We start from the raw sequence: 18,248 nt of genomic DNA, 5'->3' as shown, positions 1-18,248 counted from the left end.
ATTAACATGACACACGAAGAATTTATGCTTGAAGCCCTTGAGCTTGCACAAAAAGGCATGGGCTTCACATCACCGAATCCAATGGTAGGAGCTGTAATTGTCCGCGGCGGCGAGATAATAGGCAGCGGCTATCACAAAAAATACGGCGACCTCCATGCAGAACGCTCTGCATTTGCATACTGCGATGAAAACGGCATAGACTGTACGGGAGCTGATATGTATATAACTCTTGAGCCATGCTGTCATCACGGCAAGCAGCCGCCCTGTACCGATGCAATAATAGCTCACGGTATAAAACGAGTATTTGTTGGCTCGTCAGACCCCAATCCCATTGTGGCAGGAAAGGGTACTCAGATACTCCGTGAGCACGGTATAGACGTTACCGAGGGAATACTTAAAGATGAGTGCGATGCGCTCAACGAGATATTCTTTCACTATATCACAACAGGTCTGCCCTTCGTAACTCTGAAATATGCCATGACTCTTGACGGAAAAATAGCCTGCTATACAGGTCAGTCAAAATGGATAACGGGAGAAGCTGCCCGTGAACAAGTACAGATAGAAAGGCTCAGACACAGTGCTATTATGGTAGGCGTAGGAACTGTCCTTGCCGATGATCCTATGCTCACCTGCCGACTTGAAAACAGCAGAAACCCTGTACGTATAATCTGCGACTCTGCTCTCAGGACTCCCTATGAATGTAATATAGTAAGAACTGCAAAGGAAGTACCGACTATCATCGCAACTGTCTCGGATGATGAAGCAAGTGCGGAAAAGTTCAGAGAAGCAGGCTGCCGCGTTATAAAGACATCACCTGTAGAAGGCAAAGTTGACCTGAAAGAGCTTATGAAGATACTCGGCAGCGAGAAGATAGACAGTATCCTCCTTGAAGGCGGCGGAGAGCTGAACTGGTCAGCCCTGAGCAATGGCATAGTCAGCAAGATACAGGCATATATTGCTCCGAAGATATTCGGCGGCAACGGCAAGTCACCTGTAGGCGGCGAAGGAGTCCCATTCCCCTCGGCTGCAATAATGCTCGAAAAGGGCAACATCATTCGGATAGGCGATGATATCCTCATAGAAAGCAGGGTGAAAAATGTTTACGGGAATAATTGAGGAGATAGGAACTGTAAGCTCGGTAAAGCAGTCAGGCAGTTCATCGTTCATAGAGATACAGGCAAAGAAAGTCCTTGAAGATGTTCATATCGGCGACAGTATCGCAGTCAACGGCGTATGCCTTACGGTGACACATTTTGGCGGCGGAATCTTTCGCGCTGACGTTATGAATGAAACTCTCAGCCGTTCATCACTGGGAAAGCTCACATCGGGCAGTCCTGTCAATCTTGAACGTGCTATGGCAGCAGGCGGACGATTCGGCGGACACATAGTATCTGGACATATAGACGGTACAGGTACTGTCACAGACATAAAGAATGACGGTATAGCCGTATGGTACACTGTTTCGGCAGCTCCCGAACTGCTGCGTTATATCGTTGAAAAAGGTTCTATCGCCATTGACGGCATAAGCCTCACGGTAGCTAAGGTAACGGAAACATCCTTCAGCGTATCCATTATCCCCCATACGGCCTCTCAGACTATTCTCGGAAGCAGAAAGGTCGGCGATATCGTAAATCTCGAAAACGACATCATAGGCAAGTATGTGGAAAAGCTAATGAAGCCTGCGGAGGAACAGAAATCAGGCGGTATAACTATGGAATTCCTTATGAAAAACGGATATTAAAGGAGAAATCAGCTATGAAAGCATTTAAAGCATTGTTGGCATCATCACTTATCCTTTCAGCTGTACTTACAGGCTGTGCCGACAAGAAGAACGAAAGCTCCGACACTGATGTCGGCGAGATCACTGTAACTACAGAAGACCTCGAAAGCAAGTATAACACAAAAGCAAAATACGGAAACAACTATACGTTTGATACTCCCAAGGAGGTATCAACTGCAACGGTAGAGATCCCTAACGGAAATATAGTTATCGAGCACTCAGGTGACAACAAGTCAGGCTACTCTATCCGCTATGATATATACGGCGATACTCAGGAGATATTGGACGAGATAAATCCTCACATTGACGTTAAGTCTGAGATAAATGGCAATGAACAGATAATGAAGCTTGTGGAAGCAGACTCAGGCGAGGATATAGACACATGGTTCACTAAGACATATCCCGACTGCCGTATCGTTTATGACGCTTATGTTACTGTTCCCACATACGTTACCGATTACAAGGCTGTCTGCGGTGTGGGAGATGTGGATTTCACCAATATGTCAGGAAGCTTTACTGCTGACGTCGGCGTAGGTAATATCAAATTCTCGGATAGTGAGATAACAGGTCCGTCGGTGATAAAATGTGATACGGGAAATATCACCATGAACAACATTACCTATAAGGACAAGACCGATATATCAGCTGATACGGGAAATATAACCTTCTGTCTGCCGCTGAACGGCTCTGACGGGGCTGATATCAGTGTCAAGGCTGATACAGGCAATATCGAGATCACAGGTATCAAGAACTATGTGACAAAGAACGAGAATAAGTCCGACACCTCACAGAGTCTTGATATTGAGGTGGAAAACTGCAATATCGGCTTTTCCGTAAATACAGGCAAGATCAAAATTGATAAGGAGTAATTTTAATGTTCAAGTACAACACTGTTGAGGAAGCCTGCGAGGCACTCCGAAACGGCGAAATTATTCTCGTTACCGATGACGAGGACAGAGAAAATGAGGGCGATATGATATGCGCTGCTCAGTTCGCAACTACTGAGAATGTCAACTTCATGGCTGCTAACGCAAAGGGCCTTATTTGTATGCCTATGAGTGCGGAGCTCTGCGACAGGCTGCATCTGCATCAGATGGTGGACTACAATACCGATAACCACTGCACAGCCTTTACAGTATCCATAGACCACGTTGACACTACCACAGGCATATCGGCTGCCGAGCGCGGCTACACAGCACGTATGGCAGTATCTCCCGACGCAAAGCCTGATGACTTTCGCAAGCCGGGGCATATGTTCCCGCTCATGTCAAAGAAAAACGGTGTCCTCGAACGTGAGGGACACACAGAGGCTACAGTTGACCTTATGCGCCTTGCAGGTCTTGAAGAATGTGGTCTGTGCTGCGAGATAATGCGCGATGACGGCACTATGATGAGAGCCGCCGAGCTACAGGAAAAAGCTCAGGAATGGGGCATGAAGTTCATCACCATTCAGGCTCTCAAGGACTACAGAAAAGTACACGATCATCTGGTAGAGTGCGTTGCAAACACAAAGCTGCCGACAAAATACGGTGAATTCCGTGCTCTCGGCTATGTGAACAAGCTCAACGGCGAACACCATGTTGCTCTCGTTAAAGGCGATATCGGCGACGGACAGGATATCCTCTGCCGTGTACACTCCGAATGCCTTACAGGTGATGCTTTCGGCTCACTGAAATGCGACTGCGGACAGCAGTTTGCTGCGGCTATGACACAGATAGAAAAAGAGGGACGGGGTATACTCCTCTATATGCGTCAGGAAGGACGAGGCATCGGACTTATCAATAAACTCCGCGCTTACGAATTGCAGGACAAGGGCATGGATACCCTTGAAGCTAACCTTGCTCTGGGCTTCCCGGGAGATATGCGCGAATACTATATCGGCGCACAGATACTACGCGACTTAGGCTGCAAGACACTGAGACTGCTGACAAACAACCCCGATAAGGTGTACGGACTCAGCGGCTTCGGACTTGAAATAAAGGAGCGTGTGCCTATACAGGTGGACGCTACCGCTTACGACCTGTTCTATCTTAAAACCAAACGTGACAAGATGGGACATATCCTGAATTATTGAGGTGAATAAAAATGAGTATATGGTGGTATTTAGCAACGATCGCGTGTTCTGTCGGAGTATTAGCCGAGTTAATGTGCTGTATAAATCTGCTCCGCGGTATGCTCAGGCACAAGGATAAGGCAGTAGTTATGAATCTTCCTGCTATGCTGCTGTATTTTATCGCAGCATGTACAGGTATAGCTCTGGCGATATTTAACAAGGGCTTCCGCGTACCGTGGATACTGATGACAATTATAATGCTCCTCTGCATTGTATGTCTTGCTGTCCCGATAACAAATGAAGGGATCGTTAGTGCAACACCCTTAAAAAGCATAGTTCTCCCACGCGAAGAATACAGCTATGAATTCTCCAAGGATAAAATGGGCGAATGCGTAAAGCTTTACCGTAATAATGCTGACAAACCTGCTGTTTTCCACTTAGGTATAAAGAATATGAAAACAGTAAAGATGCTGGCTGACTGGTATGGCAAGCACGGCTATGAAAACCCGCTGACAAAATAAGGAGAACTGTTTATGACCATGAAAAACTTCTGCATAGCTGCTTTGTGCATCATGTCAGTGGTGTTCGCAGCTGCTGTAGTCGGATATTTCGTATTCTGCATCAGAGTAAAAACCGAGAAAAACGCAGTAAAAGTAAAGCGGCATCTCAAAAAGAACACTATCTGGTGGTTCTGCTGCTGGCTCATATGGGTAGTTGTATTTCTTCTTGACTGGAGCGGAGCAAAGCATCTCGGAGACGAATACAACGAGATAAACTACAAGCTTCTCTCTATTGCAGGCGGACTTCTCACCATTCTCCTTGTACTCAACTTTTTCGTGTGCAGATACTCCTACATCACATCACAGAGAGTATATCAGCCTAATACCTTCGGTTTTGCGCGAAATAAGAAAAAGATAATGTACAAGATATCAGGCGATATCCTTAAATTATGGTTCAATAATTCCATAATGCCGAAGGAATATACGATCATCGAGGATAAGGAAAAGCTCGAGCAGATGCTCAAAGACAATTACACACTGAATAAACTTTTAAGATAATAAAGGAGTTATAATTATGAAAACATATGAAGGAAAACTTGTTTCTAAGGACATAAGAGTAGGTATCGTTGTTGCACGTTTCAACGAATTCATTACATCAAAGCTTCTCGGCGGAGCAATTGATACTCTCAAGCGTCACGATGTTAACGAGGCTGCTATAGATGTAGCATGGGTACCGGGTGCCTTCGAGATACCGCTTATCGCTTCTAAAATGGCTAAATCAGGCAAATATGATGCTGTTATCTGCCTCGGAGCTATCATCAGAGGAAGCACATCACACTATGACCTTGTATGCAATGAAGCTGCAAAGGGCATAGCACAGGTATCTCTCCAGAGCGATATCCCAGTTATGTTCGGCGTTATCACTACCGAAAGCATCGAGCAGGCTATCGAACGCGCAGGCTCTAAGGCAGGCAACAAGGGCAGCGAGTGCGCTGAGGGCGCTATTGAGATGATAAACCTTATCAGAGAGCTTGAGGCATAATGACTAATCTGATCTTTGATTACGACGGAACTATCCATAACTCTATGCTGACATATGCCCCTGCATTCCGCGATACAATGAAATGGCTATCGGATAACGGCTATATCGCTGACCGCGAATATTCCGACAAGGAGATAAGCTACTGGCTTGGCTTCAATTCAACGGATATGTGGGGACAGTTTCACCCCGAGCTTGACCCTGAAATACGTGAAAAAGCACGTATCATGCTTGGACAGGACATGGCACAGCGCATAGACCGCGGTGAGGGTGCGCTGTATGAGGGGGCTGAGGAAACGCTCACAGAGCTGAAAAACAGCGGCTATACCCTGATATTTCTCAGCAACTGCCGCTTTCATTACCTTGAACGCCATAAACGTGTATTCGGGCTCGATCGTTTCTTCGATCATTTCTACTGCTGTGAAGCCTTTGATTTTATACCAAAGTATGAGATATTCCGCAAAATAGCTCCCAACCATGAGGGCAGCTTCATAGTTATCGGCGACCGCTTTCACGATATCGAAACAGCCGCTCAGAACGGACTGCCGTCTATAGGCTGCGGATACGGCTTCGGCACTGATGAGGAGCTTTCAAAGGCTGATATCATAGTGCGCAGGATACAGGACATACCCACGGCTGTCAAAAAACTCAGCACCTGAACGAAAGGAGCAATTATGAGACCTTCCCGCATTTCCGCGCTGCTCACTGCCATAGTCCTTTACGCTTCAATGATCTCCTGTTCGGACAATAACACATATGTACCGAGAATACAGCGAGACAGAGACAAGGACAAGGAATTCAGTATAGGACAGTCCTACGCTGCTGATGATGAAGATATCATCGATGAAATTGAAGTATCCGATGAACTGTGTGACATTTCAGACATTGAGGAAAAGGTACAGCTTCTTATAGATCATATCGACGATCAGGAAGATGAAGAGGTTATCAAAAATGATATACAGTTTCTTCTTGATATGTATGACAAGCTCTACGAAGCACATACCAACATGGAAGTCGTCTTTTACAGAAACTATTCCGATAATGACTTAGAAAGTGAATACAATAAGTTTTACCGTGCTGCTTTCGTTGCTGAGGACCTTCTTGCTCACGGCTTCATATACGGCTACAACAGCAAATACAAAAAGCTTTTTGAAGACCTTGTAGACGAAGATGATTTCACAAAACATGCAGGTGAATATGATCTTGAAGATGCCCGTATCGAATCCGAGGCAAGCTTTGATGACAGATCGGAAGCTATGAGCAGTTACTACGAAATCACAAACAACAATGATCTTTCAAACAAGGAAAAGGATCTTCAATGTGCCGAGGTACTCCTTGATCTGCTGAGCGATTACAATACGGACATACTGTATTCCCAGTATGACAGAGACTATACAGGCGATGAGATACTCGAACTCAGTGATACTGTAAAAAAGGAGCTTATACCCGTTTACAACAAGCTCATAGATAAATACTTTGATATGCCTAACTGGGCAGCTTCGTATTACACCGATAATGACGGCTCTGACCCATTTGAAATAATACGAGAATACGCTCCCCTGCTATCGGAAGATATAAGCAAAAGTGCAGATATCATATGCAATGAAAAGCTCTACAGCATTTATGATAACGCTGAAGCCTTTCCCGGAGCTTTTACCGACGATATGCCATATCAGAAAAAAGCAAGGGTATTTATAGGAAATGTCGGTGAAGAAAATGAGCTTAACTCTGCTATACATGAATTCGGACATTTCCACGCCTGTCTTTATGATGACACACCTGCTTATCTTTTCAAAAATAATATGGATATCGCAGAGATACAGTCACAGGGACTTGAGCTGCTTTTCATGCAGTTCTACGATGATATCTACGGAGATGCAAGCGATCCGAAAAAGATCGAAAAAGTAATGGATCTGCTTGACTCGGTAATATGCGGTTTTCTTGTGGGCGAATTTGAGTATACCGTCGTAAGAGATATGGATAATATGACTCCTCAGGACGTTGTTGATCTTTTCAATGATATATTCAAGGAATACAGCCCATACTACAATCTCAATATTATCCCGCATATATTTGAAAGTCCGGGATACTATATAAGCTATGCAACATCTTCCCTTGCCGCTTTCGATATATTTGAAGATATGCAGAAAAATCCGAAAAAGGCTCTGGAGCAGTACGAGAAAATCGCAAAAACTTCCTACAATTCAGGTGAATATACATTCAGAATGGCACTGAAGGAATGCGGATTCAGCGATGTACTCACAAAAAATTACATCTCTGAGCTTGCCGATGAAATAAGTAACTATGCCGATAGCTTCTGACGCTTAATATCTGCTCACAGTATAAAAATGAATTTATAACCGCATTTTTCACATAAAGTTTTATATTATATATCGGGGAAACTCTTTCCTAAGAAAGGGTTTCCCCTTATATTTTATCTCAGTTCACTCATTCTCTCCGCTATCATACGGAATATCGGTGCTGCTGCATCATTGCCGTAACCGCCGTTTTCTATGAATACCGTGACTGCAAACTTTGGCTGCCTTGCAGGAAAAAAGCCCGTTATCCATGCATGACAAAGCTCATCACCGTTTTTATCTGTCTTTCCTGTCTGTGCTGTTGAGGTTTTCGCGCCCACACTCATTTTCTTTGTCTTTGCCTTTGAATTCTCATTATCCCTGACAGCAAGTATCATCATCTTTTTAAGCTCATCTGCTGTTTCTTCACTCATGACCTGAGAATACCTTATTTTTTTCTCGTTGCCTACAGTCTCGCCGTCAGCTGTCAAACCCTTTATCAATCGCAAAACAGGCTTTCTGCCTTCATTTGCAATTGCACAGGTGAGCTGCGTTATCTGTAGAGGTGTAGCTGAAAGCTTCCCCTGTCCGAAAGCAAAATTCGCTCTTTCGGCAGATATGCTCAGTTCCTTTTCCGTAGGCAGTACACCTGCCGAACCTATAATTCCCGTACACAGGTAGTTTTCCCTGCCAAAACCCAATGTATATGCACGTTCTCTCTGCTTTTTCAGGTCAAGGCTCCTGCTCAGTTCAATAAAATAAGTATTGCAGGAATTGGTCATCGCTTCGGTCATATTCTGTATACCGTGTCCGTCAAGCTTGTGACAGTTGAATACTTTTCCGTCTACGTCTATACTGCCGCGGCAGTCATAAACTATATCACCTGACCCCTCCTCAAGTGCCTCAGCTGCCGTAACAAGCTTGAAAACCGAGCCTACGCTGTAAGAATACAGTGCACGGTTTATAAGCGGACAATCCTTGTTTTTCATTGCTTCTTCAAGCTTATCGGGTGAATAATCAGGAAAGCTCACCATAGCAAGTATATCTCCGCTTTTTATGTCCGCACAGACTATTGCTCCGGTTTTTATTCCTTTTCCGCATTCCTCGCATATCCTCTGAATGTCCTTGTCTATAGTGAGAACAACTCCGCATCTATATGAATTTGTGCGAAAAACACTCTTTCCGTTGCCAGATAATATCCGGCCGAAACCGTCTGTTTCATAGGATACGCTGTTATTGGGATAGTCTGCTCTCAGTATAGAATCATATGCATATTCAATGCCGTCAGCTCCTTCATTGTCTGAAAGATAGCCTATTATGTGCCTTGCTGTCTGATTTTCGCTGTATCGCTGAGGCACTTCAAATACTGTAAGTCCCTCTGTATCATAAGCATACTTTGTACATTCAAACTCGAATGGGAGTCCTTTATCATATTCCTCATAAAATCTATCGCGGTCAACTGCATATTCCGCAGTTGTTTCCCTGTCCGTCATATCCGGGACAGCCACAGCTTCAAGCTTAGTTTCGGCATTAGTCATCGGACGCATTTTCGTGTCGTATATAGTTCCCTGACACCGACCGATTTTGTAGGTGAATATCCTGCTCTGCTGTGCGGCAGGTACGTTTTTCTGCTCCACTGCAAGCCTGTAATAATTTGTGCCAAGGACTGAAAAGCTTATCAGGAAAAATGCTGTAAGTACTATGACTCCGTGCTCTCCGCGTTTTCTGACCATAATATCACCTCTCGGATATATTCTTGGCATTTTATTGCGGAGATATGCAAAAGGGACTTACATTTGTAAGTCCCTGAAAATCATTCAAGTATAACTGTAAACGGTCCGTCATTGAGAAGTTCGACCTTCATGTCAGCTCCGAATGAACCTGTTTCCACGTGCTTGCCCTTGCTGCGGAGATACTCCACAAAGTATTCATACAGTGCATTTGCCTTTTCAGGCTTTGCTGCCTGTATGAAATTTGGTCTGTTGCCCTTGCGGCAGTCTGCATATAAAGTAAACTGCGGAACTACAAGCAGCTCGCCGCCTACGTTTTCAAGGTCAAGGTTTATTTTGTCGTTTTCATCTGAGAATATCCTGAGTCCGCATATCTTGTCACCAAGTCTGCGGCAGTCCTCCTCGGTATCTTCGTGTCCTACTCCGAACAGAAGGAGAAATCCCGTGTTTATCTTTCCGATAACTTCTCCGTCAACTGTTACGCTTGCTCGGTTCACACGCTGCAATACTATCTTCATTTATTCCTACTTTCTGACTATATCCATATCAAATGGCTTCAGGCAGAGCTTCTCTCTGTCGCCGCCGTCTATAATGCTGTACATCGCCTTCGGAAGAGTTATGTGCACTTCCTTTTCCGTATTGTTGAAAAAGAATATATAATCATCAGCTCCGTTTGTACGTGTTGTGACTTCTACTCCGCGGGGAAGCTCCATTAATCGCGGTATGCCTGTCTGCTTCATTATATTTGCTGCAAAACTGTCGTAAAATTTATGATTACAAACTGTTCCTATGTAGTATGCTACGCCGCTGCAATAACGGTTCATTGTCACAGCTGCCGAGCCTTCATAGAAGGTGTCCTTATACTCGGCATATGCACGGGCTGTTGTTGGCTCAAGAATATCACACCATGCCGTGCAGGTAAACCTGCTTCCCGAAAAGTCCTCTATAGTCTGCTCCAAGCTGCCTATAGGATCGTATTCCGTTATCTCCGCACCGATAAGCTCTCTGTAAACCGTTGGCAAAGGCTCCATGATACAGTTGTTGTTCTGATCCTTTACGCCGCTGCGGTTGGTCATTACAACAGTGCCGCCCTTGATGACGTATCTGTATATATTCTCGGTAGCACCTTTTTCATAGATATACATTGCAGGTGCAATGACTGCCTTATATCTCGAAAGATCAGCTGTAGGAGATATTATATCAACATTTGCTCCGTATCTTGTGAATGACGAGTGGAGCAGCTTCAGCTGCTCAATATAATCAAAGCCATCGGTCTGCGGCTGTATCCCGAATGCCCAGTCATTGTCGGGTGAATACAGTATCGCTATCTCGGATACTATCTGTGTAGTCTCGATAACACTGAGCTTTGCCGCAGTACGGCAAAGGTCAGCAAATTCCTTAAACCTTCGTCCTATTATATTGCTGTGATCGAGAAGTCCGTGCCAGTACATCTCAGCTCCCGTGTTTGCTGTTCGCCAGCGGAAATGTATGACTGTATCAGCTCCGTGTGCCATTGCCTGCAAAGCATATCCCTTTATCTGTCCGGGACGAGGAGTCGGACTCATAGGCATCCAGCTTCCTGTAGGTCCGCTGAGCTGCTCCATTACCCAGAAATTACTCTGTTTTACGCCGCGCATAAGATCAAGCTGGAAGGAATGTGAATATATCTCACCTTCATCATCGGAAATAAGCACAGGCGGATAATTGTCATAGGAAACAAAGTCCAATAGGTCAAAAAGCTTGTAAAAATCAGGAGTGTTCTCACTGAACCACACATTTGTGGTAACTCTTGCATTTGGATTTGCACACTTGATTATCGTAGCCATGTCATTTATGAACTTTACTGCCATATCCGATGAAAACCTGCTGTATTCAAGGCAAAGTGCAGGATTCTGCCAAGCCTTCGGATAAGCAGTGGGCGGCTGTATCTGTGATATATCGCTGTATTCGCCGCTCCAGACGCTGTTGCCGAATGCAGCATTGATATTTTCAAGGGTGTCATGCTTGTCAAGCAGCCAGTCTCTGAACAGTCCGCGGCACACCTCGCAGGTGCAGGGATATGCCTCTATCTCGTTGTCTATCTGCCATGCAACTATTGCTCGGGTATTGGCATAACGCTTGGCAAGTATCTCCGTTATACGCTTTGCATAATACAGAAACATGGGCGCATTTATGCACCTGTGTGCTCTTATTCCTGTCTGTATCCTGTTTCCGTCCGCTCCCACACGGGCGATGTCGGGATACGTCTCATACATCCATAAAGGCGGACAGCTTGTTGGCGTACACATTATTACTCCGATATTATGGCGCGCGAATATGCTTATGACTTCGTCAAGCCATTCAAAGCAGAATTCACCGTCGCGCGGTTCGAGCCTTGACCATGCGAATTCACCCATTCGCACATATCTTACACCTGTCTTTTCCATAAGGTCTGCATCATATTTCCAAAGCTCTCTGTTCCATTGTTCGGGATAATAATCTACGCCAATTCTCATAACATCACTCCGCTCAGTTTACGTTATATTCGATAAGTCCGCAATTATCCATGAACCAGTTTGCAAACTCATCTGTTGTCATATCATTGAAATAGGTCTCTATCACACGGCAGACTCCGCCATGACTTACTATAAGCACCGTCTTGTCTCTGTAACTGCTTATTATATCGTCAAGTGCCGTATAGACCCTGTGGGAAAGCTGAAGAAGTGATTCGCCGCTCTTTCCCATTCGTACCCCAAAGTTTATTTTGTTTTCGGCAAAGCCTTCCGTAAATCGGCTTTTGCCTTCGTATTCGCCGTAATCCCATTCTCTGAGACGCTCGTCGATTACCATACCTATGCCGCATTTATCGGCAACTGCCCTTGCCGTCCTAATAGCCCGCTTCATCGGTGATACTATCATAAGGTCGATATTTCCGAGCTCCTTTATCTTCTCAGCAAGCTCCTGAGCCTGCCTTTCGCCTGTTTCATCAAGCTCGATATCCGTAGTTCCGAGAATTATCTCCTGCTTGTTGTACGCGGTCTGTCCATGCCGCGTGGAATATATCTTCAATACCTGTGCCTCCATTGATCGTGTCGTTCGTATAGCAGGTCTTTGTAATTGACTGGGCAAACCTTTCTGAGGAAAGGTTCTTCCCCGTACCGCTTTCCAAAAGGGTCTCCCTCAATAACGTACCCTTGTCATATGAACAGCACGTTATAATTCAGATGCTTTTTGTATCTCGGCGCGAGCGTTGTCAAGCATCAGTGCGCTTGGATCGTCGCCGCCCATGATACGCGCTATCTCAGATACTCTGCCGTCCATATCAAGCTGCATAACATGAGTCTCTGTACGGTCGCCTACTATCTGCTTTTCAATAAGCAGGTGATTGTCCGCCATAACTGCTATCTGAGACAGATGCGTAACGCATATTACCTGTCTGACTTTTCCTATCTCTCTCAGCTTTATGCCGATTTTCTGCGCTGCCTTGCCGCTTACGCCTGTGTCTATCTCGTCAAATATCATAGTCGGGATAGAATCCTTATCAGCAATTACACTTTTCAGTGCAAGCATTATACGTGAAAGCTCACCGCCTGATGCTATCTTGGATATGGACTTAGGCTCTTCACCCTTGTTGGCTGAAATGAGAAATTCAACCGTGTCCATGCCGTTTACTGTGAGCTTTCCCTTTTCATGGCGGACTGCTATAATCACTCCTGCCATGTTGAGAAATTCAAGTTCTGCTGTAACACGCTCCGTAAAACGCTTTGCAACTGTTTCGCGGTATTCATACAACGCCTTTGCCTGCTCCGTAACCTTATGAAGAAGCTCCTCACGCTTTGCCATAAGCTCCTTTATCTCGGTATCCGAGCTTTCGAGCTGCATTATCTCACGGCAGGCATCATCGTAAAGCTTTACGAGTCCTTCGCAGTCTGTTGCGTACTTACGCTTCAGTTTATTTATGGAATTTAGCCTTGTACCGAGATATTCAAGACGCTGACCGTCAAGCTCCACCTTGTCTGCAAGACTTTCAAGCTCTGAGGCTATATCGGCGAGCTCTATCTCTGCTGCCGAAAGTCTTTCGTAAAGGCTGTTCAGCATCTCGTTTGTATCGGTAAAACCTGCTATCTCAGTCTCTGCCGAAACTATCATATCCGATGCGGCTTCCTCGCCTGTAATAGCATTTATTGCAGTCTTTATGGCTATTATTGTCTTTTCCGAATTCTTGGCGTTTTCGTACTCCTTTTCAAGCTCCTCATCTTCGCCGTCACGGAGTTCAAGCTCGCCTATATCGTCGATTATCTCGTTAAGTTGTCGACTGCGCTCAACACGTGTCTGTTCAAGCTTTTTTAGCTCGCCAAGCTTTCGCGCAGTCTGCTGCAATTCGCGGAATGTTACCCTGTATTCGCTTAAAAGAGTATCATCGCCGCCGAAATCGTCAAGTATCTGCAAATGCTTCTCGCTGTCAAGAAGTATCTGGTTATCATGCTGACCGTGGATATTTATGAGCATCGAGCCTATCTCTTTGAGAAGTGCAGCAGGAGCTGTTCTCTGGTTTATTCTCGATACGCTTCCGCCGTCTGCACTTATCTCTCGTGTTACGGTTATCTCTTCATCATCGTGAGATATGCCCAGCTCGTCAAGCTTTTCGCAGACCTCAGGGGAAAGGTTAGTGAATAATGCGGTTATTACTGCCTTATCACAACCTGTACGCACTATGTCCTTTGTACAGCGCTGTCCCAGGACGGCGTTTATGCCGTTTATAAGTATGGACTTACCTGCACCTGTTTCACCTGTAAAAATGTTCAGCCTGCTGTCGAGTGGGATCACTGCTTCCTTGATAACAGCAAGATTTTGTATATATATCTCCTTTAACATCTGTCAGAGCTTACCTCCTCGGGAAAAGCTCACTGCGGAACTTCTTGGAAAGCTTTTTCGCATCAGCTTCGCTTCTTACAAGTATGAATATGGTATCGTCGCCTGCAATAGTTCCCACTACGCCCTGATGCTCAACCGAGTCTATAGCTGCACAGGTTCCCTGTGCCATGCCTGCACGGCATTTCAGAACTATGGTATTCATGGCGTAATCCACTGATATTACTGCTTCTTCAAACAATGATTTTTCCGCTACGGCTGCCGCAGGTACAGAATAACGGTATACTCCCCGCTCGTCTCTCTGCTTGACAAGTGAGAGCTGCTGGATATCTCTGGAAAGAGTTGCCTGTGTAGTCTTTATACCACGCTGTGCAAGGAGCTGTATAAGAAGCTCCTGTGTTGCTACGGGCTGCTCGTTTATTATCTCAAGTATTGCTTCATGTCTGCGGTTCTTCATAATATCACCGTTTTCCTTACTTTATAGGTTTGCACATTTTTTTGCAAAGTGACTCATGGAACGAATTTCCTATGAGATTTATGAAGTTTATATTGTTCCTTCCACGGCATATCTCTATGCTGTCTCCCTTGTGGAGACTAACGAACAATTCGCCGTCAACATTGATGACCATACTGTCATCACGTACAGTAACATCCTTCATACACAGCTTTCTCTGAGGTGAAAACATTGTCGCACGGGAAAACAGTGAATGAGGACATATAAGCGTCATCTCTATACATTCAAGATCGGGCTCTATTACAGGTCCGCCTGCCGAAAGAGCATACGCCGTAGAGCCTGACGGTGTACTGAAAAGAACTCCGTCAGCACGGTATCTTCCCACAAGGTAGCTTTCGGAATAGACCTCGAATTCACATATCCTGAAGCTGCCCGATCTTGCCGATACTTCGTTGAGGACAGTGGCAGTCTTATCGCCGTCCTCACCGTGGTATACCACATCAAGTGTCATTCGCGGTGAGAGCTCATACTCACCCGTTGTAAGCAGACTGAGCTTGTCAAGCTGGTCGGCTTCAAGTCCTGCCATAAATCCGAGAGTTCCTGTATTTATGCCCAGAAGCTTTGTATCACTTCCGATGAGAAGCTTCGCACAGCGCAGTATTGTTCCGTCACCGCCTATGGCAAGTACGTAATCCGCTGTCTTTGCCGCTTCTCTGATATCTTCAAATTTTACAAAGGGCTTATCAGAAAAATCATCTCTGAATCCCTCGCTGACAGATACTTCTATACCGCATCTGTCAAGCACATCGCAGACCTCGCGTGCACAGCTGAGCGCATTGGGCTTCTGAAAATTAGGGTACAACGCTGCCTTCATAAACGCACTCCTTATAGTTTATTGAAAGAGCTTTCGGTAAGCTCCCTGAAATCATGTTTTTTCTGCTCTCCTGCCGACTTCCTCAGCAGTACAAGATATTCTATATTTCCGCTTCCTCCGCGAACAGGCGAATATGTATATTTCTCCGTGACAAAGCCTATTGATACGGCAAAGCTGTCTATCTCGGAAAGTACACGGATATGCACCTTCCTGTCCTTGACTATGCCTTTTTTTCCTATATCGCTGCGTCCTGCCTCAAACTGAGGCTTGATAAGGACTGCTGCACACTCTCCGTCTTTAAGGAACTCATATACCTTCGGAAGTATCTTTGTAAGGGAGATAAAAGAGACATCTACAGATATAAAGTCTGCTTGTCCGCCTATATCCTCCGCAAAGACCTCGCGTATATCAGTTCCCTCCATATTCACCACACGGGGATCGTTCACAAGGGTATCCGCAAGCTGTCCGTGTCCTACGTCTACGGCGTAGACCTTAGCTGCTCCGTTTTGCAGCATGAAGTCGGTGAAGCCGCCTGTTGAAGCTCCTATGTCAAGACAGACCTTGCCATTCAGGTCAATACCGAACTCGGCTACAGCCTTTTCCAGCTTTAGCGCACCTCTGCCTACATATGCCTCTGTTTCGGAACATTCTATCTTATCATCTGCCGTAACTTCGTCCGAGGGCTTGCCTGCCTTTTTACCGTTTACCGTAACACTGCCCGAGCGTATCATTTCCTTTGCACGCTCACGGCTTCTTGACAGTCCTCTGGCTACAAGCTCAGCATCAAGTCTTGCCATTTAACTTCTCCTGCCGCGAATATACTCCGCCATTTTTTCACTTGTAAGTCCAAGCTTTTCAAGACATGACCTTACCGAAGCCTGCTTTACAAAGCCATTTGCAGTAACTCGGCTGTAGTCGCCGCGGTATCCAAGCTCGGCAAGTACATCTCCTATCTTTTCGGAAATACTTCCCTCGCCCATTGATTCCTCAAAAAATACGATAGTATCATATCTGCTTATCTCTTCGCCTAAATCCGACTCAAGAGGATATATCTTTGTAAGCTTCAGGATATCGCAGCTTATTCCGCTGCCTTTCAGCTCCTGCTGTGCCTTGTATGCCTCATTGTAAAGTCTGCCGTAGGTTATTATGAGTATATCGCTGCTTTCCTCACGTATATACAGATGCTCTGTGGTAAGGTGGTATTTGCTGAATGACATCTCCTCAGACCCCCGCGGATATCTTACCGCTGCAAGTCCTGTTTCGCTGTATAATGCCTTTTTCATGCACATCTTCATCTCGGAATAGCATGACGGCGAATATATTACAGTATTAGGGATAGTAGTAAGGAACGGTACGTCAAGAAGTCCCTGATGGGTCTCTCCGTCCTCACCCACTATGCCTGCACGGTCTATGCCCAGCACCATATGCAGTCCGCCTATGGCGATATCATGGACAAGCTGATCGTATGCTCGCTGCAAAAATGTGGAATATACAGCAAATACGGGTATCATGCCCATTGACGCAAGTCCGCCCGCAAATGTGACTGCGTGCTGCTCGGCTATGCCTACATCGAAAAATCTATCAGGGTATTTGAAATGGAAGAACTGCAAGCCTGTGCCATACTTCATGGCAGCTGTAATTGCACATATCTTGTCGTCTTTTTCCGCAAGACGTACAAGCTCCTTGCCGAATACTGTGGAATAGCTGTCTGCTGCCGAAACCTCAGGATTTCCCGTAGCTATGTCGAATTTCGAGATACCGTGATACTCTCCCGGATTCTGCTCGGCAGGTGCATATCCCTTGCCCTTTACTGTCTTGACATGGATAAACACAGGTTCGTGATATGACTTTGCCATGTGTATTACCTCTTCAAGCTCGGATAAGCTGTGACCGTTTACAGGTCCGAGGTATATAAATCCCATATCCTCAAACATTGTGCTCTGTTCAAGAATATTGGATTTTACAGAGTCCTTTACGTTCTTTATTCCCTTTGCCACGCTGTTTCCAACAAGGGGTATCATTCCAAGACCGCGCTCCACTGCGCGCTTTGTGTGCAGGTATTTCTCGGTATTTCTGAGTGATGTCAGATACTTTGAAAGAGCACCTACGCTCTTGGATATAGACATATTGTTATCATTGAGTATAACGATAAGATTTCTCTGGAGTCCTCGGCCGCAATTGTTCATAGCTTCGTAGAACATTCCGCCTGTCATAGCTCCGTCACCGATAACTGCCACTGCGTAGTTGTCCTTGCCCTGAAGCTCCATTGCTTCTGCAATACCGCATGCAACGGATACAGATGTACTGCTGTGTCCGCTTATGAATGTATCGTGTGGGGATTCCTCAGGCTTAGGGAAACCGGATATACCGCCCTCCTGTCGGAGTGTGGAAAATCTGTCAAGTCTGCCTGTAAGTATTTTATGTGTATATGCCTGATGACCTACGTCCCATACTATCTTGTCCTCAGGAGAATTGAAATTGCGATGTATCGCCATAGTAAGCTCTACTGCTCCCAGATTTGAGGCAAGATGTCCGCCTGTTGCGGATACTGTAGAAATAAGGATATTCCTTATCTCCTTACATAAGCCTGCACACTGGCTAAGCGAAAGCTTTTTAAGGTCCTTGGGGAGATCAAGCTCCTCCAGTGTGACCTTTTCATTCATATTTATG

General features: G+C 45.4%; 18 protein-coding genes. 9 read left to right on the top strand and 9 right to left on the bottom strand.

Annotated elements, in window-relative coordinates:
• The first annotated feature begins 6 nt into the window (after nucleotides 1-6).
• Genes ribD through L870_RS0100410 form a run of 9 tightly spaced genes read left to right on the top strand, consistent with a single transcriptional unit; the run spans nucleotide 7 to nucleotide 7,693 of the window.
• The gene (ribD, locus tag L870_RS0100450) at nucleotides 7-1,116 is read left to right on the top strand and encodes a bifunctional diaminohydroxyphosphoribosylaminopyrimidine deaminase/5-amino-6-(5-phosphoribosylamino)uracil reductase RibD (RefSeq protein WP_028516429.1); all 1,110 of its coding nucleotides are present in this window, start codon (nucleotides 7-9) and stop codon (nucleotides 1,114-1,116) included.
• Nucleotides 1,097-1,741, top strand: coding sequence for a riboflavin synthase (gene ribE / locus L870_RS0100445; protein WP_028516428.1), 645 nt, complete (start codon nucleotides 1,097-1,099; stop codon nucleotides 1,739-1,741). Before ribD ends, ribE begins: the two co-directional genes overlap by 20 nt.
• A 14-nt stretch (nucleotides 1,742-1,755) precedes the next feature.
• The gene (locus L870_RS0100440; protein WP_028516427.1) at nucleotides 1,756-2,649 is read left to right on the top strand and encodes a DUF4097 family beta strand repeat-containing protein; all 894 of its coding nucleotides are present in this window, start codon (nucleotides 1,756-1,758) and stop codon (nucleotides 2,647-2,649) included.
• Between the two features lie 5 nt (nucleotides 2,650-2,654).
• Nucleotides 2,655-3,854, top strand: a complete 1,200-nt coding sequence (locus L870_RS0100435) for a bifunctional 3,4-dihydroxy-2-butanone-4-phosphate synthase/GTP cyclohydrolase II (protein WP_028516426.1) — start codon at nucleotides 2,655-2,657, stop codon at nucleotides 3,852-3,854.
• Between the two features lie 11 nt (nucleotides 3,855-3,865).
• Entirely contained in the window at nucleotides 3,866-4,354 is a 489-nt protein-coding gene (locus L870_RS0100430; protein ID WP_155250121.1) for a hypothetical protein, read from the top strand.
• Between the two features lie 12 nt (nucleotides 4,355-4,366).
• Complete coding sequence (locus L870_RS0100425) at nucleotides 4,367-4,891, top strand: hypothetical protein (protein WP_028516424.1); 525 nt, start codon at nucleotides 4,367-4,369, stop codon at nucleotides 4,889-4,891.
• A 16-nt stretch (nucleotides 4,892-4,907) separates the two neighbouring features.
• Nucleotides 4,908-5,375, top strand: coding sequence for a 6,7-dimethyl-8-ribityllumazine synthase (ribH, locus tag L870_RS0100420; protein ID WP_028516423.1), 468 nt, complete (start codon nucleotides 4,908-4,910; stop codon nucleotides 5,373-5,375).
• Nucleotides 5,375-6,031 carry an HAD family hydrolase gene (locus L870_RS0100415; protein WP_051411298.1) on the top strand — a complete coding sequence of 219 codons (657 nt, stop codon included), beginning with the start codon at nucleotides 5,375-5,377 and terminating at the stop codon, nucleotides 6,029-6,031. The genes ribH and L870_RS0100415 overlap by 1 nt, the downstream gene beginning before the upstream one ends.
• 15 nt (nucleotides 6,032-6,046) lie before the next feature.
• Nucleotides 6,047-7,693 (top strand): gluzincin family metallopeptidase, encoded by a 1,647-nt coding sequence (locus L870_RS0100410; protein ID WP_028516421.1) that lies wholly within the window; start codon nucleotides 6,047-6,049, stop codon nucleotides 7,691-7,693.
• A 113-nt stretch (nucleotides 7,694-7,806) separates the two neighbouring features.
• Here L870_RS0100410 and L870_RS16210 read toward each other — a convergent pair whose 3' ends face one another.
• From L870_RS16210 to dxs, 9 genes are all read right to left on the bottom strand, one after another.
• Complete coding sequence (locus tag L870_RS16210; RefSeq protein WP_051411296.1) at nucleotides 7,807-9,402, bottom strand: peptidoglycan D,D-transpeptidase FtsI family protein; 1,596 nt, start codon at nucleotides 9,400-9,402, stop codon at nucleotides 7,807-7,809.
• A gap of 80 nt (nucleotides 9,403-9,482) precedes the next feature.
• A complete protein-coding gene (dtd, locus tag L870_RS0100400; protein ID WP_028516420.1) occupies nucleotides 9,483-9,917 on the bottom strand; it encodes a D-aminoacyl-tRNA deacylase in 435 nt (144 codons plus the stop codon).
• A gap of 6 nt (nucleotides 9,918-9,923) precedes the next feature.
• Entirely contained in the window at nucleotides 9,924-11,894 is a 1,971-nt protein-coding gene (locus L870_RS0100395; protein ID WP_028516419.1) for a beta-galactosidase, read from the bottom strand.
• 13 nt (nucleotides 11,895-11,907) lie between these two features.
• Nucleotides 11,908-12,447, bottom strand: coding sequence for a histidine phosphatase family protein (locus L870_RS0100390; RefSeq protein WP_028516418.1), 540 nt, complete (start codon nucleotides 12,445-12,447; stop codon nucleotides 11,908-11,910).
• A 144-nt stretch (nucleotides 12,448-12,591) separates the two neighbouring features.
• Nucleotides 12,592-14,253: a DNA repair protein RecN gene (recN, locus tag L870_RS0100385; protein WP_028516417.1), complete on the bottom strand. Its 1,662-nt coding sequence runs from the start codon at nucleotides 14,251-14,253 to the stop codon at nucleotides 12,592-12,594.
• Nucleotides 14,254-14,263: 10 nt separating this feature from the next.
• A complete protein-coding gene (argR, locus tag L870_RS0100380; protein WP_028516416.1) occupies nucleotides 14,264-14,707 on the bottom strand; it encodes an arginine repressor in 444 nt (147 codons plus the stop codon).
• A gap of 16 nt (nucleotides 14,708-14,723) precedes the next feature.
• The gene (locus tag L870_RS0100375) at nucleotides 14,724-15,578 is read right to left on the bottom strand and encodes an NAD(+)/NADH kinase (RefSeq protein ID WP_028516415.1); all 855 of its coding nucleotides are present in this window, start codon (nucleotides 15,576-15,578) and stop codon (nucleotides 14,724-14,726) included.
• Nucleotides 15,579-15,589: 11 nt separating this feature from the next.
• Nucleotides 15,590-16,375, bottom strand: coding sequence for a TlyA family RNA methyltransferase (locus L870_RS0100370; RefSeq protein WP_028516414.1), 786 nt, complete (start codon nucleotides 16,373-16,375; stop codon nucleotides 15,590-15,592).
• A complete protein-coding gene (gene dxs / locus L870_RS0100365) occupies nucleotides 16,376-18,241 on the bottom strand; it encodes a 1-deoxy-D-xylulose-5-phosphate synthase (RefSeq protein WP_341349450.1) in 1,866 nt (621 codons plus the stop codon).
• Nucleotides 18,242-18,248: the final 7 nt, after the last annotated feature.

This window comes from Ruminococcus flavefaciens ATCC 19208, from assembly GCF_000518765.1.
GTDB lineage: Bacteria > Bacillota > Clostridia > Oscillospirales > Ruminococcaceae > Ruminococcus > Ruminococcus flavefaciens.
The sequence above is the reverse complement of the archived record's forward strand: the minus strand, read 5'-3'. Positions and strand labels throughout refer to the sequence as shown.